At 34.4% G+C, this 26,155-nt stretch carries 21 protein-coding genes; 4 read left to right on the top strand and 17 right to left on the bottom strand.

The genetic code is table 11. The features are described from left to right. Positions 1 to 12 precede the first annotated feature (12 nt). The 7 genes from DXC23_RS05205 to DXC23_RS05180 all read right to left on the bottom strand — a co-directional run bounded on the left by DXC23_RS05205 (position 13) and on the right by DXC23_RS05180 (position 4,580). Positions 13 to 1,062 (bottom strand): WYL domain-containing protein, encoded by a 1,050-nt coding sequence (locus DXC23_RS05205; RefSeq protein ID WP_117705116.1) that lies wholly within the window; start codon positions 1,060 to 1,062, stop codon positions 13 to 15. Between the two features lie 9 nt (positions 1,063 to 1,071). Continuing rightward, the gene (locus DXC23_RS05200) at positions 1,072 to 1,590 is read right to left on the bottom strand and encodes a leucine-rich repeat domain-containing protein (protein WP_242997426.1); all 519 of its coding nucleotides are present in this window, start codon (positions 1,588 to 1,590) and stop codon (positions 1,072 to 1,074) included. 23 nt (positions 1,591 to 1,613) lie between these two features. Further along, positions 1,614 to 2,270 (bottom strand): leucine-rich repeat domain-containing protein, encoded by a 657-nt coding sequence (locus DXC23_RS05195; protein WP_117705114.1) that lies wholly within the window; start codon positions 2,268 to 2,270, stop codon positions 1,614 to 1,616. A gap of 106 nt (positions 2,271 to 2,376) precedes the next feature. Then, the gene (locus tag DXC23_RS05190) at positions 2,377 to 3,123 is read right to left on the bottom strand and encodes a hypothetical protein (protein WP_117705113.1); all 747 of its coding nucleotides are present in this window, start codon (positions 3,121 to 3,123) and stop codon (positions 2,377 to 2,379) included. A 14-nt stretch (positions 3,124 to 3,137) separates the two neighbouring features. After that, a complete protein-coding gene (locus tag DXC23_RS12635; RefSeq protein WP_242997425.1) occupies positions 3,138 to 3,677 on the bottom strand; it encodes a WYL domain-containing protein in 540 nt (179 codons plus the stop codon). Continuing rightward, complete coding sequence (locus tag DXC23_RS12630; RefSeq protein WP_242997424.1) at positions 3,667 to 4,188, bottom strand: hypothetical protein; 522 nt, start codon at positions 4,186 to 4,188, stop codon at positions 3,667 to 3,669. The genes DXC23_RS12635 and DXC23_RS12630 overlap by 11 nt, the downstream gene beginning before the upstream one ends. A gap of 65 nt (positions 4,189 to 4,253) precedes the next feature. Continuing rightward, a complete protein-coding gene (locus tag DXC23_RS05180) occupies positions 4,254 to 4,580 on the bottom strand; it encodes a hypothetical protein (protein ID WP_117705112.1) in 327 nt (108 codons plus the stop codon). A 134-nt stretch (positions 4,581 to 4,714) separates the two neighbouring features. On the opposite strand from DXC23_RS05180, the gene DXC23_RS05175 reads away from it, so the two are divergent. After that, entirely contained in the window at positions 4,715 to 4,990 is a 276-nt protein-coding gene (locus DXC23_RS05175) for a leucine-rich repeat domain-containing protein (protein WP_117705111.1), read from the top strand. A 431-nt stretch (positions 4,991 to 5,421) separates the two neighbouring features. Here DXC23_RS05175 and DXC23_RS05170 read toward each other — a convergent pair whose 3' ends face one another. The 10 genes from DXC23_RS05170 to DXC23_RS05125 form a co-directional block, all read right to left on the bottom strand. Beyond that, complete coding sequence (locus DXC23_RS05170) at positions 5,422 to 5,682, bottom strand: DUF6809 family protein (protein ID WP_117705110.1); 261 nt, start codon at positions 5,680 to 5,682, stop codon at positions 5,422 to 5,424. 183 nt (positions 5,683 to 5,865) lie between these two features. Continuing rightward, positions 5,866 to 10,458 carry a Zn-binding domain-containing protein gene (locus tag DXC23_RS05165; protein WP_242997423.1) on the bottom strand — a complete coding sequence of 1,531 codons (4,593 nt, stop codon included), beginning with the start codon at positions 10,456 to 10,458 and terminating at the stop codon, positions 5,866 to 5,868. A 653-nt stretch (positions 10,459 to 11,111) separates the two neighbouring features. Next, on the bottom strand, positions 11,112 to 12,128 hold the full coding sequence (locus DXC23_RS05160; RefSeq protein ID WP_117705108.1) for a hypothetical protein: 1,017 nt from the start codon (positions 12,126 to 12,128) through the stop codon (positions 11,112 to 11,114). After that, positions 12,125 to 14,200 carry a hypothetical protein gene (locus tag DXC23_RS05155; RefSeq protein WP_147329126.1) on the bottom strand — a complete coding sequence of 692 codons (2,076 nt, stop codon included), beginning with the start codon at positions 14,198 to 14,200 and terminating at the stop codon, positions 12,125 to 12,127. The genes DXC23_RS05160 and DXC23_RS05155 overlap by 4 nt, the downstream gene beginning before the upstream one ends. 40 nt (positions 14,201 to 14,240) lie before the next feature. Beyond that, complete coding sequence (locus tag DXC23_RS05150; RefSeq protein WP_158552443.1) at positions 14,241 to 15,755, bottom strand: hypothetical protein; 1,515 nt, start codon at positions 15,753 to 15,755, stop codon at positions 14,241 to 14,243. A gap of 256 nt (positions 15,756 to 16,011) precedes the next feature. Next, the gene (locus DXC23_RS05145) at positions 16,012 to 16,761 is read right to left on the bottom strand and encodes a DNA methyltransferase (protein ID WP_199523050.1); all 750 of its coding nucleotides are present in this window, start codon (positions 16,759 to 16,761) and stop codon (positions 16,012 to 16,014) included. Beyond that, on the bottom strand, positions 16,761 to 17,300 hold the full coding sequence (locus DXC23_RS05140; RefSeq protein ID WP_117705105.1) for a hypothetical protein: 540 nt from the start codon (positions 17,298 to 17,300) through the stop codon (positions 16,761 to 16,763). The genes DXC23_RS05145 and DXC23_RS05140 overlap by 1 nt, the downstream gene beginning before the upstream one ends. A gap of 1 nt (position 17,301) precedes the next feature. Beyond that, positions 17,302 to 17,958: a DNA mismatch repair protein MutH gene (locus tag DXC23_RS05135; RefSeq protein ID WP_117705104.1), complete on the bottom strand. Its 657-nt coding sequence runs from the start codon at positions 17,956 to 17,958 to the stop codon at positions 17,302 to 17,304. A gap of 133 nt (positions 17,959 to 18,091) precedes the next feature. Further along, positions 18,092 to 18,244, bottom strand: coding sequence for a hemagglutinin (locus tag DXC23_RS05130; protein WP_117705103.1), 153 nt, complete (start codon positions 18,242 to 18,244; stop codon positions 18,092 to 18,094). 15 nt (positions 18,245 to 18,259) lie between these two features. Then, positions 18,260 to 19,312: a Dam family site-specific DNA-(adenine-N6)-methyltransferase gene (locus DXC23_RS05125; protein ID WP_199523049.1), complete on the bottom strand. Its 1,053-nt coding sequence runs from the start codon at positions 19,310 to 19,312 to the stop codon at positions 18,260 to 18,262. A 228-nt stretch (positions 19,313 to 19,540) separates the two neighbouring features. On the opposite strand from DXC23_RS05125, the gene DXC23_RS05120 reads away from it, so the two are divergent. The 3 genes from DXC23_RS05120 to DXC23_RS05110 are packed head-to-tail and all read left to right on the top strand — an operon-like array spanning position 19,541 to position 26,153. Beyond that, positions 19,541 to 20,533, top strand: a complete 993-nt coding sequence (locus tag DXC23_RS05120) for a WYL domain-containing protein (protein WP_158552442.1) — start codon at positions 19,541 to 19,543, stop codon at positions 20,531 to 20,533. Between the two features lie 14 nt (positions 20,534 to 20,547). After that, on the top strand, positions 20,548 to 24,090 hold the full coding sequence (locus DXC23_RS05115) for a hypothetical protein (protein WP_117705100.1): 3,543 nt from the start codon (positions 20,548 to 20,550) through the stop codon (positions 24,088 to 24,090). Then, positions 24,087 to 26,153, top strand: coding sequence for a hypothetical protein (locus DXC23_RS05110; protein WP_117705099.1), 2,067 nt, complete (start codon positions 24,087 to 24,089; stop codon positions 26,151 to 26,153). Before DXC23_RS05115 ends, DXC23_RS05110 begins: the two co-directional genes overlap by 4 nt. Positions 26,154 to 26,155 lie beyond the last annotated feature (2 nt).

Raw genomic sequence — 26,155 nt, 5'->3', positions numbered from 1 at the left:
GAAAATCTCCTTTTATTTATAATTTTCCATTGCAAAAGCAATATCATCTTTAATTTTATCAACAAGGCTTTGTGGTGAAATAACCATTATATGCTTTGCGTATTGTAACGCCCACAGCTGCATAGCTGTTTCATTTGCCTTTACTGTAACGGTAACTTCATCATCGGTTTCATCGGAAAATTTTATATCTTTTCCAAACCAGTCAATAATTTCGGTTGTTAAATATCGTTTTGTTATAAATCTTACTGTAACGCTTTCTCCTGAAAACATATAGATGTGCTCAGCCATATGCTTTGGTAAATCAAGTCCGTTTTCAATTCCTTTGACCTTCTTTTTTGGCTTTGCAGGAGTCTCAAGCAGTCTGATGTTTGTAATCCTGTCAAGCCTGTAATGTGAAATATCATCGTATTTATCGTAGTTTGCTACATGGTAGTACCTGCCGTTTGTTGCAACAATCTGGTACGGATTTATAATGTAGTTGCGCACCTCCCCCTCGCTGTTCTTGCGAGGATGAAGCTTTTTATCAATGTCATAGGAGTTGTATGTAAAAGACACCTGCAAGCCTCGGCTTATAGCCTTGTCAAGCGTTTCAATGGTCATAAACAGCTCGCTGTTTGACGGCTGATTCTCAGGCAGGTTGCGAATGTGCTTTACCCTTGACCTGAAGCAAATATTTGAAAGTCCCTCAAGCTTTTCAACAAGGTCCTTACACTGCGAATAGGAAATATGGTTTGAAAACAGAACGCTGTCAATCAGCAGCCTAAGCTCGCCGTCGGTAAAAGGTCTGTTGAGATAAAAGTCGGACAGTATTTTGCTTTCCACTTCTTCTCCGTTTTTATCCTTCACAAGCCTTATCGACTCGCTGTACTCAATATCGTACCCGAATTCAATCAGGTTCATCAGGTTGCGCTTGACCGACTTTCTGTCGATTTTCATACAGTATTCTTTGTTGAGAATCTCAATTATGTCCTTCTGGCTGAGCCTGTGGTTTTCGTCTGTATGTTTTTTAAGGATATCGAGGATATTTATAATCAGCATCTTTTTCGGCGGCGGAGCGTACATACAATCACCTCACACAAAAATCAAATTTCTTTTAAACTTAATGCTGTTGCTTTTGGCATACTCAATAGCGTAGCTCCCGGCAGGAGCGCAGATTGTAAGGTTGTCGCAATGATAAAAAGCACTATCTCCGATGCTTGTAACGCTTTCGGGAATTGTTATGCTTTCCAAGGCTGTGCATCTCATAAAAGCATGATTCCCGGTGTTTGTTACACTGTCTGGTATTGTTATACTTTTCAACGATTCACACCAAGAAAAACCAGTATCCTCAATACTCGTGACACTGTCAGGAATTGTAATGCTTTTCAATGATTCACACGAGAACAAAGCACTTTTTCCTATGCTTGTTACACTGTCCGGTATTGTTATACTTTGCAATGATTCACAATTCATAAAAGCGCCATCTCCAATGCTTGTTACACTGTTCGGTATTGTTATACTTTTCAATGATTTACACTGTGAGAAAGCATCTTCTTCAATACTCGTGACACTGTCAGGAATTGTTATGCTTTTCAATGATATACAATACATAAAAGCAAAATCCCCTATGCTTGTTACTCCATCAGGAATGATATAAGATGTATCTTTTTTCCCATCCGGATATTTAATAAGTGTTTTTTAGCCTTATCAAATAATATACCGTTGCAAGACGAATAAGAAGTATTACTTTCGCTCACATCTATGGTTTTCAGCGATGTGCATCTGTCAAATGCTTTGCATCTGATACTTGTTATGCTGTCAGGAATTTTTATGCTTTTCAGTGATTTACTCCAGTTGAAAGCATATTTTTCAACGATTGTTACACCGTCAGGTATCGTAAAAGATAAATCTTTTTTCCCTTCCGGATATTTAATAAGTATGCTTTTGGACTGGTCAAACAATACACCACCACAAGAGAAATAATTGGAATTACCCTCGCTTACATCTATTCTTTGCAACGAATTGCATCCTGAAAAGGCATATTTTCCAATGTTTATTACACCGTTTGGTATTGTTACGCTTTCCAAGGCTGTGCATACCGCAAAAGCCTTATTCCCGATGCTTATCACACTGTCAGGAATTGTTATGCTTTTCAGTGCGTCACAACCCCAAAAAGCTTTTTTCCCGATGCTTGTTACACTGTCCGGAATTGTTATGCTTTGCAATAATCCACAATCAAAAAAAGCATTTTTTCCGATGCTGGTTACACCGTCGGGAATTGTTACAGTCATGTTTTCTTCTCCCTACATCCTGCACTTTGTCAGGACACCGTTCTGAATTTCAAAATGCGGAGTACACATACAATCACCTCATAAAATGAATATCAATTATATCCGCTTAATCGGATGATTTACTTTTTGCTACTTCAATCCAAGCAAGAGACTCCCACTCAATAGGAGTAAGAGAATTATACTTTTCTTTAATCACTTTTTTAACTTCATCCTGAAAATCCATATACTTATCATAATTGTCCCAAGAGCTCCAAGATGATTTTGATATAGGACTCACTAATTCTAGACCGTATTGATAATTATCTTTTTTAGCACCAACAGCCTCTATTATGTAACTGTCAACAGGAATATGCAAGTATTCTTCATTCAAGCCATCCGGCAAAATATTGAGGAGCCATAAATATTTCAAAGTCATATTCAGCCACTTTTGTGCTTGACCTATTGTAAAAGTATTAACCTTGATGATGAAATCATTTGTCTTGTCAACTGCCTCGTTCATATTGTTTTTAATGGATTTACACTTTTTTTCGTGCCATTCATTAAAATCATTATTGTTGCACTCTTTGCCATCAATAGCAGCAAGCATACTTTCACATATTCCATTTATAAGCTTTTCTTTTTCTTTAATAAAGGCTTTCGCTTCATCTTTCTCATTTTGTGGAGAGTTTTTCTTTTTCATTTTATCTAATTTTGATTTGGAGTATTTAAATTCAACCGTACGGGCTAAATCCAAATACGCACGATTAGCACAATATGTTGGGATTTCGTTTTTGTTTTCTTCAATTTTTTTAGTTCCCCCGTCAAATCCAAAATAACTGTAAAGTAAAAAGTCTAATGCATTTTTGTATTCCATAACTATGTACTCCTTTAAATTTTATATTTTTTCAACGACCTTTCCAGATCATTTTTAATCTTATCTCTCAACTGCTTTGGCTCCAGAACCACTACATCAGGCGCAAAGCTTTTTGCAAACTGAAACATTGACATTTCGTTTGCATTGGCTGTGACAGTGACAAAAGAATCTGTTTCATCCGTAAACCTTACATCATTTCCGAACATATCTATTACGTCGCTTATCATCGGTTTGGTAATTCGGAATTTAACTCGAACAGTTTTACTTGAGAACATATAAATATGCTCTCCCATATATTTACTAAGGTTCAGCCGTTGCTTTTCTGCACCGTCAAGTTTTTCAAAGGGCTTTGCCAGAGCATCAAGGAGTTTTATTTCGGCAATTCGGTCAATCCTGTAATTTGATATATTGTTATATTTATCATAATTGCAGATAAGGTAGTATTTGCCTTCCTTCGCCGCCATCTGATACGGATTGATTATGTATTCTCTGACACTTCGGTCGGGTCGCTTGCGGTAATGGAGCTTTTTGTCCGTTCCGTATTCATAATACAAAAAAGATACTTGTTTTTTTACTGATTGCCTCGTCTAAAACATCAATAGTATAGAAAAGCTGTTTGTTATCCACTGAATTATCTGTAAAAGTAGAGATATGCTTTACCCGTGACCGAAAATAGATATTAGAAAGTCCCTCAAGCTTTTCAACAAGCTCCATACATGGGGCATGCGGAATATGCTTTGAAAACATCAGGCTGTCTATAAGCAATCTCAGCTCTCCATCGGAAAAATCACAGTTCAGATAGAAGTCGGAGAGAATAAGGCTCTCAATTTCTTTTCTCTGTTTATTTTTATAAACCCTCAGAGATTCGCTGTATTCGATATCATAACCGAACTTAATCAGATTCATAAGATTTCGCTTAACTGATTTTTTGTCGGTTTTCATATCATATTCGTTATCAAGAATTTCAACGATTTCCTTCTGACTGAGCCTGTGATTTTCGTCAGTATATTTCTTGAGAATATCAAGAATATTCATAATCAACAGCTTTTCGGCTGCGTAACACACATACTATCATCTCCGCCATAATCTTAACACTTTTACATAAAAAATTCAATAATCTTACAAATATTTCAGCTAAATTCTACCCCCCTTGATGATCGGTTAATGCCTTTTGTTATATCGTCCTGAATATCTTTATTAATTCTGTCGTTCATAACACGCTTATTCAAATCATATCTTGTCCGTCTTGTCATGCCCTTATGGAATTCATCGAAAATTTCTCTTTCAATTTTGTCTTTTTCTTTCTGTGATTTGCCGTAGCCGGCTATTGCGCTCAGAACAAAAAGAATACCTGTTGCAACAAAACTTCCGCCAATGATGAGAATAATCTCATTTTCCAGATTCAGCCCGAGTATAAAAACCAGCACTCCGACAATAATGATAATTACTTTTGACATATTCATTTCTCCTTTGAAGTAAATTTGAAATCATCCGATTCCCTTTTCAACTTAAATATATCAAATGGCATGGACTGTTTTTTGTGCACATGATATGTTATTGTATAATCAAAAAGATATAAGGAGTTTGCGATATGGATTTTTTAATTGAAAATGGTGTATTAATAAAAGTTATTGACCCCGAACCAAGTGTAATTATCCCTGATCTTGTACGAATCATAGGAAGTGAGGCATTTTTGGGTTGTGAAAATATTACGGATGTCGTAATACCTAACAGCGTAATAAGTATTGAGCAAAGTGCTTTTGCTTGCTGTAATAAAATTGAAAAAATAACAATTCCGGATGGTGTTAAAAATATAGATTTCTATGCGTTTGCATTGTGCAAAATTTATGTGAGGTTAAAATATTAGCAAAAGAAGTCAAAATTAATAACTATGCATTTGCGAATAACATAAGGTTAAAACATATAACAATTCAAAGTAGTATGTCAAATGGATAGCGTTGCCTGACGGTAGAAGAATACAAATTATACATTGCGTTATACAATATTCCGGAACAGTTAACACAATATTTTAATAGCAACTCAGCGATAAAAAGTCCAGAACGATGTCACGGTTTGCATATGTTAATCAAGGCACCCCATAAAATTCTGTGTAAATAATAATCTTTCAAGCAATAACAAAACAGCGGATTGCGGTGTAATCAGGCTTTCTGATTTGCCCCGCAGCAACTTTTTGGAGTTTTTCTAGCTTATCTTTGTTTACTGCGACTCAGATTTTGAATATGTAACTTGCAAAACAGGAGACCACATTTGCGTGATCTCCTGCTTGCTTTTGTACTTTCAGGTCATTGCTTCAATGACAATCTTTGCACCAAGCTTAAAGCCTGTGATAAAGGATTGCCGTTCGCAGATTTCAGAGATTTCCCAATTGCAGTCCTTGTATTTTTCAAAGGTTTCTTTCTGCTCATCGGAAAGTGTTGCAATGAGCTTTTCTTCATTTCTGTTGAGTAAGACAAGCAGTTCTTTGGTTTCATCATCAAGCTTAGCGCATTTTTCGTTTGGAAATAAGTTTCCGTAATATAAATCTTCAAGTATATCCATAGTTTATACCACCTTTCGCAGCACAAACATATACCACAAAATTTTGAGAAAGTCCAGCAAAAAATATTATTTTACATTGCAATAGACATAAATCTCTTTTTCCATTAACATTGGTCGCTTTTATCATTTTGAAACTGGGTGGATATTACAATGTGTATTAAATTTCCATGATAAAATATCAAGTTAAAAGTTCTTTAAGATTTTTTGTACAGCATAGGGCTTTGCATATTTTATAAGTAAATCGTCTATATATATGGTGTTTGTTTCATTAGGACAGTTCCTCATTGATGGGTAAATAACTATTTGCTTGACGACTTTATCCTTTTCAACAAATATTTTATTATCTTCATTGAAAATTTTTATTCCATAATTTTTTAAAATGTGTTCGAGTGAAAATAATAAAACAGCTTGCTCTTTAAACTTAATATCATCAGGAATTTTGCTGTTTATTCCCCAATAAAGTAAATCCAGTGCCGCATTTCTATCCAAAATTCCGTGTATGCTTTGATTGCGATAATGCTTAAGACAGTTATGACAAGCATCTTTACAATTGCAATTTGATAATAGTTCAATTGTGTAATCAATGATTTGCAAAAGAGAATTTTCAATGCCTTTTGAATATCCGGCACCGCTTGATAAGCTGTCATAAATATAGATATCAACAAAAGCTCCGTTACAATTCTCTCTAAAACGATATCCTGTAACCATTTCAGTGAACTCAATATCAAGAATTTTACTTGCCGCCAGTCGGATGCCTTCTGCAAGAGACAGAGCAGCTCTTGATAACCATTGATTTTCAACTCTTGTTGCATTAATTAATTTTTTATCAAGAGATATTTCCAAAACGAGCATATCTGTTATAAAATCATAGCCAAGATCAACATTTAATGTATTGTGGTGTTTGCATTCTGCACCGGCAAACTTATTTATATACGGTCTTTTAACTTTTACAAGTGCGTCTTCAACATCACCCGGCATTGCCGCACCGCAATCAGCACAAACGGTAAAACCCTTATTGCCCGGACCGCTATTAATCATAATAATCCGTTGTCCGGTTCTTGAGGCTTTTTTGATATTATCCATTCCCGGTATATTTACCATCCCTTCAGATTCCGGTAATGTAGAATATAACGGTAAATTAACCGAAGAATATTCTTCGTTGAGTTGTGCTTCAGGAATCGGCCTTGCGTTTTTAGGAGCAAAGCCCCAAGGAATCAACATATCCCTGGTAGCGACTAACTCTGAACTTCCGCAAAAAGGACATTTATCAACCCCGTCTTCCATCAATCCAAACCATTCGCATCTTTTACAGGCGTGAATCTTTTTTACATAATTGGGGTCATTTATAAAGCTACCGGCAGCCGACGACGCTTTTCCGCTTTGCTTATCACTACCGGGATAATAAAACCCTCCAATCTGATATGTTTGTTTATCTACTACAATAGCCCTTCCGGGAGCATATTCGCTTATAGCAACATCAAGCCCTCTCTCAACCTGATATAATATATTACCATTATAGTCAGATATATAGGTACTAACCACATTCTTAGGAAATGAATATGTAGGAATAATTCCTTCCTCATATAAAGCATCAAGTAATGACTTCTTCTGTTGTGAAGAGGTTGGCAAGCCGGACACACCAAACAATTCAGGATGTATATTTCGTTTTTCATTAAGCAAAAATAATTTTTTAGTTAATTCAGTTTTGTATTCTGAATTATTTATTTTGCAAGGCACTAAAACATTATTATGCGGAATTTTATATGATGACAGATATTTTATGAATCGTTCTAAGTGATTATCCAGAAACTCAACTGCACTTATAACATCCATACTCTGTAAATTATCTGATAAATAATTTTGCATTATTATCATAGTAATATGTCTGTATAATAATTTTTCATTATTTACATCAATCCACGGCCGCCTTGGTTCTCCTCTGAGCATAGGTTCCGGATTGTTAAAATATAATGTGTCATGAGGACCGCCTTCACAATAAGTTACTATGGTAGATAAACTTGAACCTCTTCGTCCGGCACGACCGGCTCTCTGCTGATAATTTTCCCTCATCGGAGGTATATTCCTTAATCCGACTGCTACAAGAGAGCCAATATCAATACCTACTTCCATTGTAGTTGTGCTGCTCAGTATATCAACAGGCGTCTCATCTTCTTGTACCAGATCCTGAAATCGCATTTCATATTGTTCTGTTTTTGACCAAAGATTATCTCTCTGATCTTTATGTGACAGCTGAGCAGTATGCTCCTCTGTATCCATCACAAATATCCGTTTTCCGTTTAATGCGTCATTAGCAGGTTCACGCCAAAAGCTTAGCGCTTCAAAATCTAACTGTGAGGTTGTGTGAACATCTTCACTGCCGCAAAAAGGACATTTTTTGTTTAATAAATACGGTGTCAGTTCAGAGCATTTTTCACATTTAAACCATTTGTGAGCCAAATCAAACCTGGGTTTTATTCTTGATAAATCAACATACAGCTTTCCTTTGTTAATTTGTCCTTCCTCAAGAAAATTCTTTTTCATAATTCTTTTCCATATGTCAACTTGTTTATCTTCTCTTTTCCAACCCATTATACTATAAATATCCTTCGAGAAATCCCATTCATATGGCAATCCATAGCCTTTTTTATGGTAAGGTCGTACTTTATATCTGATATCGTCAGATATAGTCTGACCTAAAGCTGTATATTTATCTATAACAGAAATAATCCATGCATTAAAAAATTCTATAAAATCCTGTTCTGAAATCTCAATTCCATTTTCATTTAATTCATCAACAGCCTCAAACAATACAGTATCTGTTGGCTCTATCCAGCTTAGTCCCGAATCAAACATTGTATTATATCCGTTGCAATACAACTTCATAAGAGTTTCTTTCATTTGATCGGGAGCATTATCAATAGTTAAACCGGGTACATAAGGTCTGTGTCGCTTATTCAGCCTATTATAGCTTTCAAGACGGGCTTTACCGTGTTCTGCAAAAATTTTTCTATCCTGACCGCTGAACAACTGAACATTATTTTTATACGCTGCCATTGCAAAATAATCATAAAAATTATTCATTGTTTGCTCAACAACTGAATTTTCCATCATACTTACTGTAAGAACGCAAATCTGACGAGATGCAGTCATATCAGAATAATCAGACATATCTCTGGCAAGCTTAGCCGCTCTTTGACGACTATCTGAAAATAATAATACCTTCCTACCTTCGTTAGGCATTAAATCTTTGTTGTCTTTTCCGGGGACTGCCGGTTGCGTCTGAAATTGAGCCTTGATAAGATTGTAAAAAGATTGATTGCCTTTAGTGGTAAAGCCTGTTAACTGTTTCTCGGCTAAACGATGCTTACAGTGAGGACAAACGGTAAATGTTATGGTATCCGGCTTTCCTTTAGCAGAAAAATTGCAATAATATAATTTTCTGATTCCCGTCTGACCATTTAAACTGTCATCGGTAAAATTTATAAATCCACTTTTGGTATCCAGATAGCATGGGAGCACCTTGTAATTGGAACTACGGGATTTTAATATATAATTGTCAGGAGAAATATATAAATGAAGTTCTTTCATCCTTTTATCAAAAGCCTGTCCCGGATATCTCCATAAATATGTCTGATTGTCAAAGCCTACGTCATCTTCAAGAATATAGCCTTTAAAAAACAAAGCTCCGCATCTTCTGTCATTATAAAGCTCATACACAACACTGTTGCAATGGGGACAAATCAGATTGCTGTCATTTAGAAATAACTCTCCTAGAGTCAATTCACCATCGGTATGTGAATGAGGACATTCCAGATTAGTACATGCGTAAACGCCTTTTATTCCCCTGAATAACATATGCATACGAGCAGGGAACAAAGATATATCCTTTTTATTTTTAGCAAATGGTGTTATGGCTAACATGACGCCGACAGCATACAAAGAAGTTTCTGTATCAACACCATTGAATATTTCTTCAGCAAGTTCCTTTAACGATACTGCTTTTCCTCTGCATAATCTTAATAAATCCATAAATGGCTTATATTCAGTTAAATTATTATATAGCCATTCCGAAGCATCGCTCAAATCGTCAAAACTGTTTTTAATCTCTGATATTAACCCGATAAATTTGCATAATTCAGAAAATCTTTCTTCCTTTGTTCCTTCCAATTTTTCAATATTGCAATCAGAAAAAATATGAATGTCAATTTCTTTTGAATTAACGCTTTTCAGCTGTTCCTGTTCTCCCGTGATGTACTCAAATTTGTAATTTTCATCTGCGGCAGTAAGCTGATTTGCAAAGTTATGTACAGCTTTTTTGTCATCCTCATCTGAATAAGGCATACTTGCGGTAGTTAATATGAACTGAACTCTGCTTCTATCAATATTCAGTTTATTGAAAAGTCTTCTGATTAAAAGAGCTACCTCTCCTCCGGAGGAGCCTCTATACATATGAGCCTCGTCAATTATTAACAAGAGCCTGTTATTATTATCATTTTCGAGCCAAGCTCTTGTATCTTCCCAGATTTTATTTTCTATCGGTCTTAAAAGCATATACTCAAGCATAGAGTAATTTGTAATAAGAATGTCGGGACAAAACCTCTGCATTTCAAATCTGGTTATTAATTCTGCATCGTTTTCATCAGGAAAATGTTGACCGTTATGTATTTTTTCCAAAAATGCAGACATATCTTTTTTTGCAGGTATTTTTCCTGAATTTGATAGTTGATCAAGATATTGTTTTTGATTTTCAGTGCTTGCCTCAACAAATTTTTTCATTGTTCTTTCAAGCTGACGATCCTGTGACAATTTAGGCTCGTTACCGGGATAGGGTGTTCTGCCGGTGTACATACCGAACTGCGGTCTTCGCACCTCTTGTCCGGCACTTTCTCGAAATATTCCAATGAATTTTTCGTCTTTGTCACCTATCAGCCGTCTTAATCTACTGACCTGATCCGATACAAGAGCATTCATTGGATACAGAATTATCGTTCTTACCCCTCGTTTATTCCATGATGACGGATTTGTTTTTGCTTCTTCAACCAGTTTAGCAAGTAAAGGCCACATAAAACACTCTGTTTTACCTGAACCTGTTCCCGTAGAAACAAACAAATCTTTGCCGGCAACGGCACTTTCCAACGCTCTTACCTGATGAGAAAAAGGAGAACTGAACACTCCGAGATTATTATCGGATAACTCTTTAAAAAATTTTCTCATCCATTCCGGTAAATTTGAATTTATAATACCGTTTTCCACTCTTTTATACGCAGGAGAAGATTCAATAAAGGGCTTCTGATATAAAACGCCTTCTTTATCAAGTGAACCTTCGATTGCTTCAAGCAAAATTTTTGATTTACTGAAATACTGTGATTTTATATATTCCTTAAGCTCTTTTCTTAATTGTATATGTACTTCATATGCTCCTTTGGACATTACTCTTCCTCCCGAAACTGATAGCCTGACTGTTTCAATATGGACTTGAAAACGTTATAAATCCTTTTACTCATTATTCTGTTGAAATTCTGATCTGTGGTCAGATAATTTATCGGCCAACTATAAAGCTTAAAAAATTTTTCTTCATTTGGCGGCAGAAGATAATTCAATTTAATATAAACTATCTCATCACTTAATTTTGCACTTATCGGAGGCAGCTTATTACATGATTGCAAAATGCCTGTGCTAATTGCACGATACTGAAAATTTTCTGTTCTCCAATTCTCAAGAGGCAATTCAAAATATTTCCCGTTATCATATTTATACAGAAAATACATCGTATTGTTTATTTCACTTATTCTTGCAAGTGAAACAACATTGTCTTTATCAGGTTCTTTTTTCCAATACCCATTTGTAAACGGCGGTTGTATCTTTAAAAATTTATAGTCTTTTATGTTTTTATCAAACTTGGCAGGAATCCATTCTTTGTTTTTTATTATTTGATCTACATATCTATCAAATGTCGTCCTGCTGATATTAAACATATCAAATACATCTTCCTGTGAATCAATACTACTGTTTTCTATGTAAAACCCCATTCCGCTCATATTAAAATCATTATCCGGAGGTAAGCCTCTTGCCAAAACAATATTATTTACAACAGATAATTTTTTTACTGCCGGAGACAGTCTATATGGCATATGATAGAAACACCCGGCAGAAAGAAGAATATTATAAATTTCTTCAGACAATTCATCATAATTCGGAGAAAACATATTTAAGGAATCCTGAAAAATATTAAGATACGCATTCAAAAGTTTTTTGCAGTGATTTTTAAAATGAATTATCGCATCTGTATGATAGTCCTCGCCGTTTGACCCGACAGAAGCAATTGCGAGCTTTGCTACAGAGCTATAAATAACACGATTTATCCACTGCGTTTCATTCTCTTGTTTATCCTTTCTTATCCCAAGCTCATTCGATATTTCATAAAGTAAATCTCTTTCGCTTATCATACTTCTTCTCCGAGATAATTCAATAATTCTTTAATAAGAGTATCCGATAGTTTATTATTATTTTTAATATATTCAGATATTATTTCCTTTTTATCTGTAACAATTGCCAATGGAAAAAGGCAAAACAAAATATCAGAATCTGCCCCTTCGGCAATGATTTTATGAACATCTGATAACAATTGCTGAATTCTGTTCTTCTCATATTTAGATACCGGCAATTGTCGCAATAACTTTTCGCCCACAGGAACAGATTTTGCTTGTATGTATTCTGCGTAATCGTCAGATAATACTGCACCGAGAAATCGGTTTGAAGGCTTTTTATCGACAATAAGCTCAGTAAAAACAGGCAGCATATAATTATATAAGCTATTCGGTTCAATCAGCAAATCCTCAGTGTAGGGATGTACATATATAATCATTTTGCCCGAGTTGTTTAATTCAGGAGGCAGTTTGTCTATCCAGTTACCGTTAAACGGATTTTTTACTATAATTATCTCATCTTCGCTGTTAAGCAGTGCTTTAACAGACTCATTGCTCCAGTCTCCGTTGCATGACAAAACGCCTGCATTGCTTAAAGAAATTACAGACGATAATGCATTAGCAATACTTTCTCCAAATGGACCTGCTAAAAGAAGGTTAATATTATTTACGTAAGCAGCATATAAAAAAGCGGCAAATTGGTGACACAGATTGTCTGATACTCCTGCTTCTAATAATTCTACTTCGAGAATTTCAACAGTGTTTTTCCAGCTGTTGGAAATTTCTGCATCTTCTTCTGACAATTTTTTACCATTTACAAAAGAAGATTTTTCAATATTCTGACTTCTTGCGGTATCATTTATTGACGAAGCTGATGTAAATAATGAAAGCTCCGATAAAAATTCTGATACATCGTTTTTTGCCTGGGATATTTTATTTCTCACTTTCGATAAAGTGTTTTCTCCGATTGCATTATATTCTTCTGTTTTCGCAATAACTTCATTAAGCCTATACTCAGCATTGGTAATTTCGGCAGACAAAATATTGCACTTTTCTTGTTTTTGTTCGTATTCTTTTTGTTTGGCGGCTAAAAGTTCTTCCGTTTCCTTAAGTTTTTGATTTGCTTCGTCAACAAACGTCTTATTATTTTTTATCCATATATCACCTGCTTTTGCTTGGCAATACTCTCTTAGTTCTGTATGATTCAGCACAAGTTTATCAAGTACCCTTGAATCAACATCTGTTCCGTCAACATAAGCTTCCGCATCTTCTAAAAATACCTGAATATGCTTTTGGGCATCTTCAAGTGAGCAATCGCATTGTTCTTTAATTCTTTCGTAAAAGTCTGTATCGGAAATCTCCTGCAAAAAGTCACGAAGTATTTTCCATTCTGCTTTACTGATTCCTTTTGCTTTAAAATTAGGCCATGTTACAAGTTTAATGATTTCATTCTTAATTATTTCTGACATATTCTTTGTCAAAACATATTCAGCCGGTTCACCTATATCCAGACTCCGCAGAAATTCAATGTTTTTAATTTTCAAAATATCTCTATAAGACAAGTAATATACGGGCAATTTGCTCTCCTTGGTTTTCAGCCGAAAAACACCGTCATCTTCATACAAATCATCATTATGGCATAATACTCCCTTATAATTTGTGTATGAAGGATTTTCAGAGTAAATAAACATTACTTTTTTTAAGTATATAGCTCCGCAGCTTACACCGTTTTTTAGTGCATGCACAAGCTCCTCTGAATCGCAAACGTCGTTTACCCGTATTATCTGAATCGGATGACATCCAAGCACATAATAGCTTTTCTCAACCCAATCTTTTGAAACATCGCTGTCATGCTCTGTTACTGACCATTTCCATACACCTATACTACCTTCTTCAATCGGAATGTCATGTGAATATATGATTTTTCTATTGGAGAAAGTTGCAGGTGTATTATCATTATATTCAAACGCAGTTATCACATCACCGTTTATGTCTGCTAATCTATATAGCTTTAAATAATCTTTTTCTGAATCCCTGATTACTTTACAAACAGAAATGAACTCCATATTACTATTCATATTTATTTTTAACATTCCTTCCTACATTGAACCCAAAACACATTATGTTTTTCTTTTATAAATATTGTCGTAAAATCAATAAAGATTTCCTGTTTATTTTTTTGTTCCTTATCGCACAATATATCCATTTCCTTATCAAAGTATATTTATTATATTTTGATATTATTGCTCCGAAAGAATGGGGAATTGGCACCGTTTCTCCCCGTTGTGAGTCCAGTAAATTAACAAAATCAGCTTCATTAATTACTGATTTTGACTTAACCTCTTTTTTACTGAATATTATTTTTCTTACTATATCGATACCTTGTTTAATGATTATTTTTAAACCATAATTTATATCTGTAATCTGAAGTCTTTTTCCTGCCGATAAGTTAAACTGAATTTCACAAAATTCATCATGAAATATTTCAATTTTTCCATCAAATTCCGCAACAATTATTAAGCATTTATCTTTAGGAAGTGCGTCATATTCAGTTTTGAGCAATTCATTACCTTTTATATCTGTAACCTTTACTTCGGGCATTTTTGCAGTCATTGTAAGAGGCTTTTTCCAAAGATAAGTATATTTCAAAACTTCGGAACGTCCTGCTGAAATAAGCTGTTGCCTTTCATTGCAACAGAATTTAATTAATGAATTATTTTTTTGTATTTGTGTATAAGGGAACGCCTTTATGTTAGCATTGCCCTTTATATACATATACATATAATCTGAATTATGAAACAACAGATATGGATTCTCAACTACTACCGGCCATATGGGCAGTAATTCAATCGGATTTTCTGTTAATCTGCAATGCAAGTTCAGAAAAAATTTAGCCGATTCTTCGGAATAATCATTAGCTGTTACTTCATATAATTTCCAGATTCCCCAGTTATTATTGTTAATCGGCAATTTATTTATTTTCACATGTTCGCTGTTTACGTAGACATATCTTTGAGTAAGTAAATAATAATGACATCCTACTTTTACGTCTGCATCATAAGGCAACTTTTTTCCTGTTTCCTTATCAAACAGACTACCCTTGCTGTCAACTCCGAAAACTTTATCTGCCCAAAAAGATACCAGTGCCCCACTAACGCCGGAATAGTTAAGTTTATATACACTTGACGGTTTATCACCTGCATATAAATAGGTCGTTGTATTATTTTCTATTCTTTCCAATGAATATTTATATAAATTTTTATATCCGTCAATTATCTCAATATAACCGTTTTTACTTTGATTTAAAATATCATCAGGAACAGAAATCATACCCAATTCAAATATATACCTGTTATTAACTAATCTCATCCTTAGCGGCATACAATATTTTTTAGGCTCTAAATCAACTCTATATCCGCTGCCAAAGGTTCTTTCCGGACAATTTTTGCTTGCTTCATATGCACTGTGCTTAAAATATCTACCTCTGATAAACCCATTAGTTAAAGTTACATATTGACCGCATAATTCGCAAAAGAACAATCCGCTTCTTGCTGAAACCGTACCACCCGGATGAATAGCACTTGCTTCTTCAGCGGTCACACGTTTCCATTCCCCATCAACCCACATGCAAACATGATTAAGTGTCATATGGCAACAATCACTTTCATTATTGTAATATTTTCGACAATTTCTACATATAATTTTATATCTTTTTAATGTTTTTGTCAATGAATGGACATAAGTTATTTAAAATCACTTGTATTTGACCGGTTAAAATATGTAATTACCTTTCAATCTTTGTTTAGCAACGCAGATTTTGAAAATATACCATTAACATATTTAAAGAGGAAACCACGATTTGTGATTTCCTCTTTAAATTTTTTATTCAGTTTAAGTCATCACTTTACTTATGAAACACAAATAAATACTCATGTGCGATGAGCAAAAAGTTATATTTCACGCTGTTTGTTTTCCAATAGCCTGTTGCCCTGCAATTATGCTGTTCTTTTATGATGATTTCTTTTAGCTTAAAACCTGCGTCCTGAAAGATTTTCATTACCTCAAAAGACATCGGAACCATATGCCCTTTCTGACGGGTATCTCCCATAAGCACTGCACAAAACTTATCTTTCTTTAGTACCCGATAACTTTCGGCTGCAACCTTTTTCATTTCTTCAAGAAAATCCTTGACTTTGAGTTGAGATAAATCTCCGTCTATACCGTCGCTGTATTTGATGATATTAGCGTAGGGTGGATGAGTGCATATCAGGTCAATACTCTCATCAGGGATAAACTCAAGATTTCGTGCGTCGCCTTTTTTTATATACACTTTTCCTGTTGCAGGTTCGTAATCAAAATCAATCTTTTCTCTGCACCGTTCTAAAGCAACATCGTTAATATCCACTCCGATTATATCACGATTCAGTAGCTTTGCTTCAACAAGCGTTGTTCCGCCGCCTGCAAACTGATCAAGCACTAAATCTCCTTCTTTTGAATAGCGGAGAAGAATATTGCGAGGAATGTACGGCGACCAGTTACCTCTCCACTTTGCATCGTGAGTTGCCCAATCTCCACGTTTCGGAAACGACCAATGCGTTGTCATTTCCAATTCAAAATCTTCAGGTTCCCATTTAGTTATCTTTTTATTCGGCACTATACAAGCCCCATTTCTATAAGATGGTTATATAACATATTTCTTCCTGACCAATTCCAATATGTAATATCCTGCTCTATAAATAACCACTTAATGGCAAGTAAAATAATTGCAATAGGTCTTAATATTCCATCTCCATCCGGAAAAACTACATTTTCTAATCCCTTAAAACTATATTCATTAATTTGAAAAATATTGATAATTTGCTTCGCAACTATATCGTATTCATGCTCATAGTTGTTTTTTACATAGTTAAAAACTTTAAATATATCATTATGAGAAGGGTTACTATACCTTCTATTCTTTTTAAAATACATTCCACTAATATTTACCGTAAAATCAAAACCCTTGTTCAAACCTGTTGGCCTTTTGAGAACAATTGAATATTCACCATAGTGCTCTACGATATAGTGATATTTGGAACAATTTTCACCTTTACCAATTCTGGGTTCTTCTAAAGTAAATAATTTAGCAACTTCTATTCTGATGCCAGTTCTATTATCAGATTGAAGATTGTATTCAATATTATGCAATGCCATGTTAACCTCCATATGCAATTCTTACATCATAAACAAATTGCTTTTGAAAATAAAAAGCATGGTTTTTGTTTGAAACTTTCCGTCCGTATATTTTTGAATAAATTGGATGATAAGGCTTAGAGTCCTTGCTCCTAACCTGAATATGCCTACCGTTTGATGTATGTATAAATCCATCCTTTGATGTTTCAATGTGTTCTTTTAACTGTCTGCAAATAGAGTAATAATCATCTCTCCAAATGTTCAAAAGAGAAGAAAACTCGGGTTTTGACAAATCAATATGAATTGCATCAAGAAACATCCAGTTATGCGGATCTCCGACTTTGCAAACAGGTACATACAACATATTGTTGATTTTCTCGTATAAGTGTGTTTCTTCAAACGGTTTTTCAACAATTAGTTCGTCAATAATACTTGCAATTTGCGTAATAAAAACTGTCTCAAGAGGTCTACCTGTTGCATCACATTTATTGCTCTTTAGTTCTCCGTCCTCAAAGTCGATGTTTGCATTATCAAGTTTCTTTCCTAAAGCCATTTCCAGTAATTGACCGGTTTTGCCTTTGTTCTTGATAATCATAGGAAAATCTAACTCTTCAAAAATATCCGCAAAAGGGATATTGCAAATGGTTTTAATTTTTGCCTGTGCTTCTTTTAACTTCATAGTTATTGACCTTCTTTCCAAAGGAACAAACTGCACATATTGCGCAGTTCAAATAATCATATATAGGGTATTAAGTATTAATCTGATAGTGCATAAAAAATTTTTCTGCACCATCAGCACTTTTGTTAGGGATTTAACTATCACTCCTACATTCTTTGCACCAAGACTGCGGAATGATTTTTTCATCGCCTATATTTCTGTAACCAAAAAGCTCTTCTATTTCTTCTTCTCCGTGAGCAATTTTACCACAGTTTGGACATTCTGCATATTCACCATATGGCATCATTTCACCCACCTTTTTTTAATAATTTGTAATCAAAAGCTCTTTTATTTTCCCTCTGCCTTTGCCTTTGCTGTTAATAGCTCTGTTTGCCGACACTCGATTTATGTTAAGCCCGGCATACAGGCCATCAAAGAATTCGTCATTTTCATCTACATTCTTCGGATCTGAATTACTTGCCATTACCTTCGCTGTTTTAAGTGATTTAATAAATTCGGCTAATTTAATCTGATCTTCATCATTAAAGTCATCAGCATTGTATGACGTAAATTCAGACGTCTTTGTCAGCGGTCTGTATGGCGGATCGAAATATACTAAAGTGTTTTCATCAACTACATTTTCAATGCAAGTATAATCGGCTGTCATAATAGTAACGCATTGCAAAAGCTCTGAAGTTTTTTTGAGGTTATCAATATCGCAGATTTTCGGATTTTTATAAGCTCCCATCGGCACATTATACAAGCCTTTTCTGTTGACTCTATACAAACCGTTGAAACAGGTCTTGTTCAGGTAGATAAACAATGCTGCCCTCAACAACGAATTGTTTTCATCCGGTTTCTGAATTTCTGCGTTAAACCGCTCTCTCTGCTGATAATAGTATTCTTTTCTGCCCTCATCATCTCTTTTAAGGTGCTCATTTTCATACTTCATCAGCAATTCTATTAACTGATTTACATTTTCTTTTACTGCTATGTAAGCGTTCATCAGCTCGGCATTCGTATCGCATATATAGACCTCGTCCATTTCATATGTGTTGAGAATATCAAACAGCACAGCTCCTGCTCCGACCATAGGCTCACAATATTTGCGTATGGTTGTTCCCATTCCGGCAGGATAGAATTTTCTGATTGTAGGCAACAGCTGTCCTTTACCGCCTGCCCATTTCACAAAGGGTTTTGCAGGATTTTTCTTGTCATATCTTATTGTTCTTCCGTCAACAGGCTTTACAGCGTCCTTTGGTATTATCCACATATTTCCGAGCATAGCTACATCGGGAATTCTGTTTTCCTGACACAAAGTTATAACTCTCCTATGGGATATACTCCATTTTTCTGCGGCTTCACCAGCAGTCATATAAGCAAGCATTCTATCACCTCAAATATTACTGTTTTTATTATATTCTAATTCTGGAATAATAGCAATACTATTTTTATATAAAAAAGAAAATTCAGATCTATGTATTTTATCCATAAGAAAAAACTCACTTTCTTTTGTAAAAGTTATTTTTTCCTTGAACACACTATTTTCAGGTGATATACTAAACATAAAGAATATACTTACCAAAATATTATGGAGGATACTTTGAGCAGAAATAAGAGCAGAATATTAATGCTATACAGAATACTGGAAAAATACACTGATGAAGATCATCAATTATCTATGGAGGAGATTTTACAAAAGCTCTACAACAAAGGATTTGAATGTGAACATGACTCTGTAAAAAGAGATATTAAATTACTGCGTGAAGATTTTGGCGTAGAAATAATTTCAGGCAGAGGTAGAAATGCTACCTACTTTATAGGAGACCGTCTTTTACAAAACGCCGAAATAAAATTATTGTTAGACTCTATTTATGCCTCTAATATTATTCCAAACGGCATTGCGGATAGTATATCAAAGAAGTTGAGAAGCACCGTCAGCATATATGATGCAGAAGTATTAGACAGGAGTATTTTAGGTATCAATATTGCAAAAAGTGAAAACAAGAGAATACTAATCAACATAAATAATATTATGCACGCAATAAATAATAAAAAACAGATTTCCTTTGAATACCGTCATTGGACTAAGGATAAGGTCCTGAAAAACAGAAATGGAAAATCATATTCATTAAATCCGTTTACACTTATTTGGGCAGACGGTAGATATTATCTTTATGGATATGACACCAAGGAAACTGATGGTATTCTTAAAGAAAGAGTTTACAGAGTTGACAAACTCTACCATATTGAACAGTTGGAATTTGAAATAAGAGGAAAGGAACAGTTTTCAGAATTCAATCCGGATACATATGTATCCCGAAGAATCGGCATGTTTTCCGGGAAAGAAGAATGTATTACTGTAAAAATACCCGAATACTTGGTAGGTGCATTTCTTGACCAATTTGGTACAAACATTGAAATTTGTGATGACGAGCAAACAGAATATTTACAGGTTTCCTTTTATGCTGTTCCGTCTAATATATTTTTAGGATGGATAATTGGTCTTGGTAATGTAGAGATTTTACAGCCCGATAATGTGAAATCAAAAATGCTCGAACTTTTAAAAAAGAATATAGATTTATGTCAAGGATAAATAGGGGGTACTATATGCCCTTATTTATCCTTTTTATTATGTTATACTATATAGTGACAAATCTTAACGAGGTGATAACTACGAAACAATACATAGACTCAGTTTTAAACGACAATGTAAACGGCCTTTTTCTTTGTGAACTTCCCACAGGATACGGAAAAACTTACACAATCACAAATTGTATGCGAGAATATGCCGCAAATCCTAATAACACAAGAAAAATAATATACCTTACAACCCTCAACAAAAATCTTCCAGAAGAAGATTTAAAAAGAGCATATAATGATGAAAAATTATACAATAAAGAGGTACTGCGAATACGTTCAAATTTTGCTGAAGTTGTAGATAAAATCCCTGTTCTTGATATTCCTGAAGAATTTATATCCGCTGAATATTATGAACTTGAAAAAACAATAAGAAATTACACAAAAATAAAAAACAGCAATATAAACGATACTCAATATCAACAGATGTTAGTTGATAATGTTAACAGGGCAGAAAGAAATTTCAGGCACTTTGTTTCCGATACACTGAAAAAGAGGTTTTCAAATAAAAAAGACAAGCTAAAAGCAATAAAGAATGATGCAAATTACAAGTGGATAGGTGCACTTTATCCTGCAGTATTTACTGATGAAAGAAAGATTATTCTTATGAGTATCAGCAAATTTATGAAGCGAAATTCTGTTATAGTAGAACCTAGTTATGAATTTATAAAATCTCCTTTATTTACCGATTCAATCATTATTGTTGATGAATTTGATGCGACAAAATCCACTATTGAAAATGAGCTGATTGAAAGAGCTGTTTCAGTTCGAGAAGATTATATTTCTGTTTTCAGACAGATATTAAGAACTTTTAACACGGATTATTTTTCAAACAATCTTAAAAAGGCTATTGACTCAATTGACTATAGTAAAGGTAAAATAATTACCTTTGCAAAGTTGAAAAAAGAGGCGGATGAAATTGCCAATAAATATCACACTAATCTGAGTATAAAGGTAAACGAAAATCATATTGACAGAAAACAAAATTTCCTGTTCAAGGATGCTACCTACCACTCTATACTAAATGGAAATGCAAAGTATATTCGTGCAACAAAGGATAAGGAGGAAAACATTGTTAAGGTTTTCTTTGAGGATAAAAAAACATTCTTTGAAAACCGCAAAAAAGACGATATTGTAATTTATAGCTTTTTAAGAGATATTAACAGATTTTTACTTCACTTCAGAAGATTTCTTTTTCACTGGGCTAATGAATATATGAACATCATCAACAAGGAAAGACCGTTTATTGCTGATGCTATGACTATTGAAAATGCTATATCTACTATTATGAAAAAGCTTGAGCTTAGCAGTAACCAAAGCAAACTCCTGCTTGGTGAATTATGTGAGCAGAAAATAAGTCAGAAAGAAAAACACAATATTCCAGACGATTCTTTCTACCAAAAAGGAATTGAAATCTTTGAATTTGAAGATAGTGACTCACACTTTGACTTTACAAATCTCCGTTTTATAAAACTATATGATACACCTGAAAAAATTATAGGATATATTTCAAAGCACAATGCTGTCATCGGACTTTCAGCTACCGCTGAAATACCTACTGTTGTCGGCAACTACAATCTTGATTATCTCAGAAACTATCTGGAGAACGACTTTCATTCTACACCTGAAGATATGAAAGACAGAGTTAAAAAACAGATGTTCAGGCTTTATGAACCATACAAGGACAAAGGAATTAGTCTTAGTACCGAAGTTATCAGTACTGAGTACAGTGAAAGCAGAAGTGAAGATATTTGCAGAGAATTATTTGGAAACAATGATTTTGCAATGGTATGCGGTAATATTATTGACAATGAGTGCGAAGAAATATATTACCGAATCAGGTACTGCAATATTCTGTATGCTATGGTATCCTTCCTTAAAAATACAACACTAAAATCCATGCTTTACCTTGGAATGGCTCTTCCTGAGGAAAACAAAGCATCTATGAACTATAATCTGCTTTTAGGATTAATGAAAAAGGCAATTTTATTTTGCGGACTAAACTATAACGCAACAGATACACTGTTTGTGCTTAAAAGCAAAAATTTTGAAGAGGATAAAAAAGTTCTGATTAATAAATTGGAGCAAGGAGAAAAAATTCTTATAATTTCTTCTTACAGTACAATCGGCGCAGGGCAAAATCTGCAATATGCAGTTACAGACAAAACAAACTATATTGAACTTGCCGAATGTAAAAATCCAAAGGATAAACGCCACTTTACAAAGGATATTGATGCTCTGTATCTTGGAAATATTACAAATCTTACTACCAATATTTATACAGATGAAAAAATTACAGTTAACCAGCTGATAAGTATGTTGGTACAAATAGAAAGTCTGTATGAAAACGGAGAAATCAAGCGTTCACAACTTAATAGTCTTATTAGAACAGCCTTTAATTCCTACTCTACAGGGCATGCCTATGAAAATAATGAACTATATAAAATTAAAAGTATCCGTATGCAGGCAACAAGAGAAGTCATTCAGGCAGTAGGCAGAATGTGCCGCACATTTGTGAAAAACAGAAACATTAATATTTACATTGAGGACAAGCTGCTTGAAAAGATATATAGCGGTGAACTACGGAAAAGAATAATGTCGCCTGAGCTGGAGGCTATTGCTGTTTTGAGAGAAACTCTTGGAAGTGATTATTCGGATGAACGGCAGCGCATCCTTAATACTGCAGAAAAAATATCTTCAACCGGAATGTGGACTATTAAAGGCTTGCTTTACAGAAAATGGAACGAAAGGAGTATGCAAATATGGCATGAATTAAGAGAGCTGGTGTTGACTTTTCCTACTGCAAATCAAAGCCAATATAATGCTGACTATAATTTGAAAATGCTTTATATTACTGCCGGTAAAAAAATCAACAAATACCTTTACTCTCAGTACTATGATTTTGATGATGTAATTATTGATTTTGGTACAAGTAAAATTGACTTTCAAAACAGTGGCAGAGCAAAAATGAAGGGTATAACAAACGAAACTATTATTTATGAGGCAGGAGAGAAAAACTCTTATCTTCCATACGCGATGAAATATAGCGGTATGAGAGAACACTTCATTAAATTAGGTTATGCAACAACTTTTGAAAAAAATATGTATATGATGAGCCCGGTGCTTTTCCACAACATCTATAAAGGTGCATTAGGAGAAGTCTGCGGCGAGTTTATACTAAGCAGAGAACGGGGAATGAAATTAAAGCCAATTAATGACCCTGATAGATTTGAGTTCTTTGATTTTGAACTTAATGACGGTATTTATGTCGACTTCAAAAACTGGAAACCTACATACCTACAGGACAGAGAAAGCACTACTGAAAGAATACGGCAAAAACTTGATACTATTAAAGGCAAAAGGGCATATATAATCAACCTTGTAGGAAACAGCAATACGAAACCTACTATAAGTTGTGACGGAAAAATTGTAGAGATTCCGGGATTGATTGACCAAGACGGAAAACCAATAACCGCAAATATTGATATGATAAGGAGTGAAGATTTTTTATGATACTTACCAACAAGTTTCGAGCAGAATACAACTATGAAAATATAGAAAGGGATTTTGACATTTACTTTGTCAAAGGTACAACAGGTTTATACAATACAAATATCCTTGATATTCCTACCGCTGAATACAAGGCACTTGCAGTACAACATTCTTTTGGAAAAGAAGCACTTGTCCTCTTTCAAAAAGGCAAAGCATATAATCTCAATTTTAGCAGAGAAATAAAAGAGCAGTATCCAAATGTTACCGTAGAAAAAATCAATGTGCTGGATAAGGCTGAAAGAAACAGAGTTTTCTATTACAATGACAGACTTCTTGCGCAACTGCTTATAAATTCTATGAAAACTCCTAAAAGAGAGTTGTTCTCCTATAATAATCTTACAGGTAAGTTATACTATGGCGACAGCACATCCCCGATAAGAGACAAATCAACTAAAGAAATATATATGTTCCGATTCCTCCAGATTTCACTTAAGCCGGGAATGTACTTAACCCTTGATGTCAAGACATTCAGGAAAAACAGTTATTCAAAACAGGGCAGTTTCTACATAATAGACGCCGAAACAGGAGCTTTCAGAAAAAAACTGAAAAGTGACAAAGTTGACCTAAAGGACACCTTTGCGCTGGGTTCATATAAAAATTCCCACAATACGGTAGAATTTTTATGTTATGAAAACCCAGAAAAATTTTCCAGAAGCAAACTGGGTATAATGAATAAGTTTCTTGAAGATGTAAAGCTAAAACTGTCTGATTACTTAACACTTGAATATGACTCATACGATGCTGTTGATAAAACGGAAATTAAAAAAAGCAAAAAGACTGAAATCAGCGTAGAAGAATTCGGAAAAATGCTTAGTGAAAAAGACGTTACCATATCCGACTACTGCAAGGACAAACAGTCCGAATCAATGCTTGACAGCATTGTTCGCATTCTTGAAAGTGATTACAATATACACCCTCTGATAGATACAACCTCAGAAAGCGGTTACAATATCCGTATTATCTATGGTGAGAAATACTATGAAAATAATAAGTTACCGGACCCACACAAAGATGATAACAACGGTCTGATTGTTCAACATATTATAGTTGAAAACCATAGCGAGGAAAAATTAAGAAACATGGTAAAAAAGGTAGTCCAGGAATTAATAATTAAAGGGGATATTTATAGTCGTAAACTCTCTATTTATGATTGGACACAACTAAAGACAGACAAAACCTGGTCGTTTGTAACAAGAGAAAAGATAGAAGGATATACATACCCTGATTCTCACTTTGAATACAATATGATGACAGTAACACCAACAGGTGATTTGAATTTTGAAACCTTTAATGATATTGAACCCACAGAAAGTACTGATAAAGAACGAATAATGCTTATGTATTCAGAATACAACAAAGAAAACAGCAGGGTATGTAACAGTGTTGAAGGTCTTATGTTTTCTGATATTAATAATATACACGCAATTGTGAGGACCTGCGAATTTACCATTCCTGACATTTACAAACTTAACATGGCACTTAAAGAAACCAACCCAAACACAGCAGTACGAAAAGAAAATCTAATTAATATGATTAATGCATTTTCATCAGAATATCCACAGTACGCTGATGAAACAAACAATCTTATAGCAATTATAAGAGAGCAGCAACCTGTTCTTACAAAGTATGAAATTCGCAGATTTATGAATATGCAAAAAAAGTATGCTATTGATCTAAATAAGTATATGCGCGATAAATATGGTGTGTGGATGCATCCGAGAATCCAAAGTCTAAAAAATGACGAATACCTTATGAGTAATATCGTAAATATATGCTGTTTTAAAAAGGATTTTGTTCTTGAAGAGGGTGAAGAAGTGTACTATTATGCAGGAGAAAAATCGCTTAGAAGATCCGGTGTCAGCAGAGCTTGTATTATTCGTAAAATAATATCAGAAAAGAAAATAGAATTCAAGGACCTGTTACCACTTCTCTCCGTTGAATTTGTACGCAACGGTCAATATACCGTTGTACCTTTCCCATTCAAATATCTGCGAGAATATGTAAAAATCAGCAAAAACATATAGTT

The organism is Eubacterium sp. OM08-24, from assembly GCF_003438075.1.
GTDB lineage: Bacteria > Bacillota > Clostridia > Oscillospirales > Acutalibacteraceae > Ruminococcoides.
The sequence above is the reverse complement of the archived record's forward strand: the minus strand, read 5'-3'. Positions and strand labels throughout refer to the sequence as shown.

Excerpts from the sequence above, each read along its gene's own strand:
- DXC23_RS05205 (WP_117705116.1), bottom strand. The coding sequence starts at position 1,062 with ATGTACGCTCCGCCGCCGAAAAAGATGCTGATTATAAATATCCTCGAT.
- DXC23_RS05200 (WP_242997426.1), bottom strand. The coding sequence starts at position 1,590 with ATGTATTGTATATCATTGAAAAGCATAACAATTCCTGACAGTGTCACG.
- DXC23_RS05195 (WP_117705114.1), bottom strand. The coding sequence starts at position 2,270 with ATGACTGTAACAATTCCCGACGGTGTAACCAGCATCGGAAAAAATGCT.
- DXC23_RS05190 (WP_117705113.1), bottom strand. The coding sequence starts at position 3,123 with ATGGAATACAAAAATGCATTAGACTTTTTACTTTACAGTTATTTTGGA.
- DXC23_RS05180 (WP_117705112.1), bottom strand. The coding sequence starts at position 4,580 with ATGTCAAAAGTAATTATCATTATTGTCGGAGTGCTGGTTTTTATACTC.
- DXC23_RS05175 (WP_117705111.1), top strand. The coding sequence starts at position 4,715 with ATGGATTTTTTAATTGAAAATGGTGTATTAATAAAAGTTATTGACCCC.
- DXC23_RS05170 (WP_117705110.1), bottom strand. The coding sequence starts at position 5,682 with ATGGATATACTTGAAGATTTATATTACGGAAACTTATTTCCAAACGAA.
- DXC23_RS05165 (WP_242997423.1), bottom strand. The coding sequence starts at position 10,458 with ATGAAAAAATTTGTTGAGGCAAGCACTGAAAATCAAAAACAATATCTT.
- DXC23_RS05160 (WP_117705108.1), bottom strand. The coding sequence starts at position 12,128 with ATGATAAGCGAAAGAGATTTACTTTATGAAATATCGAATGAGCTTGGG.
- DXC23_RS05155 (WP_147329126.1), bottom strand. The coding sequence starts at position 14,200 with ATGTTAAAAATAAATATGAATAGTAATATGGAGTTCATTTCTGTTTGT.
- DXC23_RS05150 (WP_158552443.1), bottom strand. The coding sequence starts at position 15,755 with ATGACACTTAATCATGTTTGCATGTGGGTTGATGGGGAATGGAAACGT.
- DXC23_RS05140 (WP_117705105.1), bottom strand. The coding sequence starts at position 17,300 with ATGGCATTGCATAATATTGAATACAATCTTCAATCTGATAATAGAACT.
- DXC23_RS05135 (WP_117705104.1), bottom strand. The coding sequence starts at position 17,958 with ATGAAGTTAAAAGAAGCACAGGCAAAAATTAAAACCATTTGCAATATC.
- DXC23_RS05130 (WP_117705103.1), bottom strand. The coding sequence starts at position 18,244 with ATGATGCCATATGGTGAATATGCAGAATGTCCAAACTGTGGTAAAATT.
- DXC23_RS05125 (WP_199523049.1), bottom strand. The coding sequence starts at position 19,312 with ATGACTGCTGGTGAAGCCGCAGAAAAATGGAGTATATCCCATAGGAGA.
- DXC23_RS05115 (WP_117705100.1), top strand. The coding sequence starts at position 20,548 with ATGCCCTTATTTATCCTTTTTATTATGTTATACTATATAGTGACAAAT.
- DXC23_RS05110 (WP_117705099.1), top strand. The coding sequence starts at position 24,087 with ATGATACTTACCAACAAGTTTCGAGCAGAATACAACTATGAAAATATA.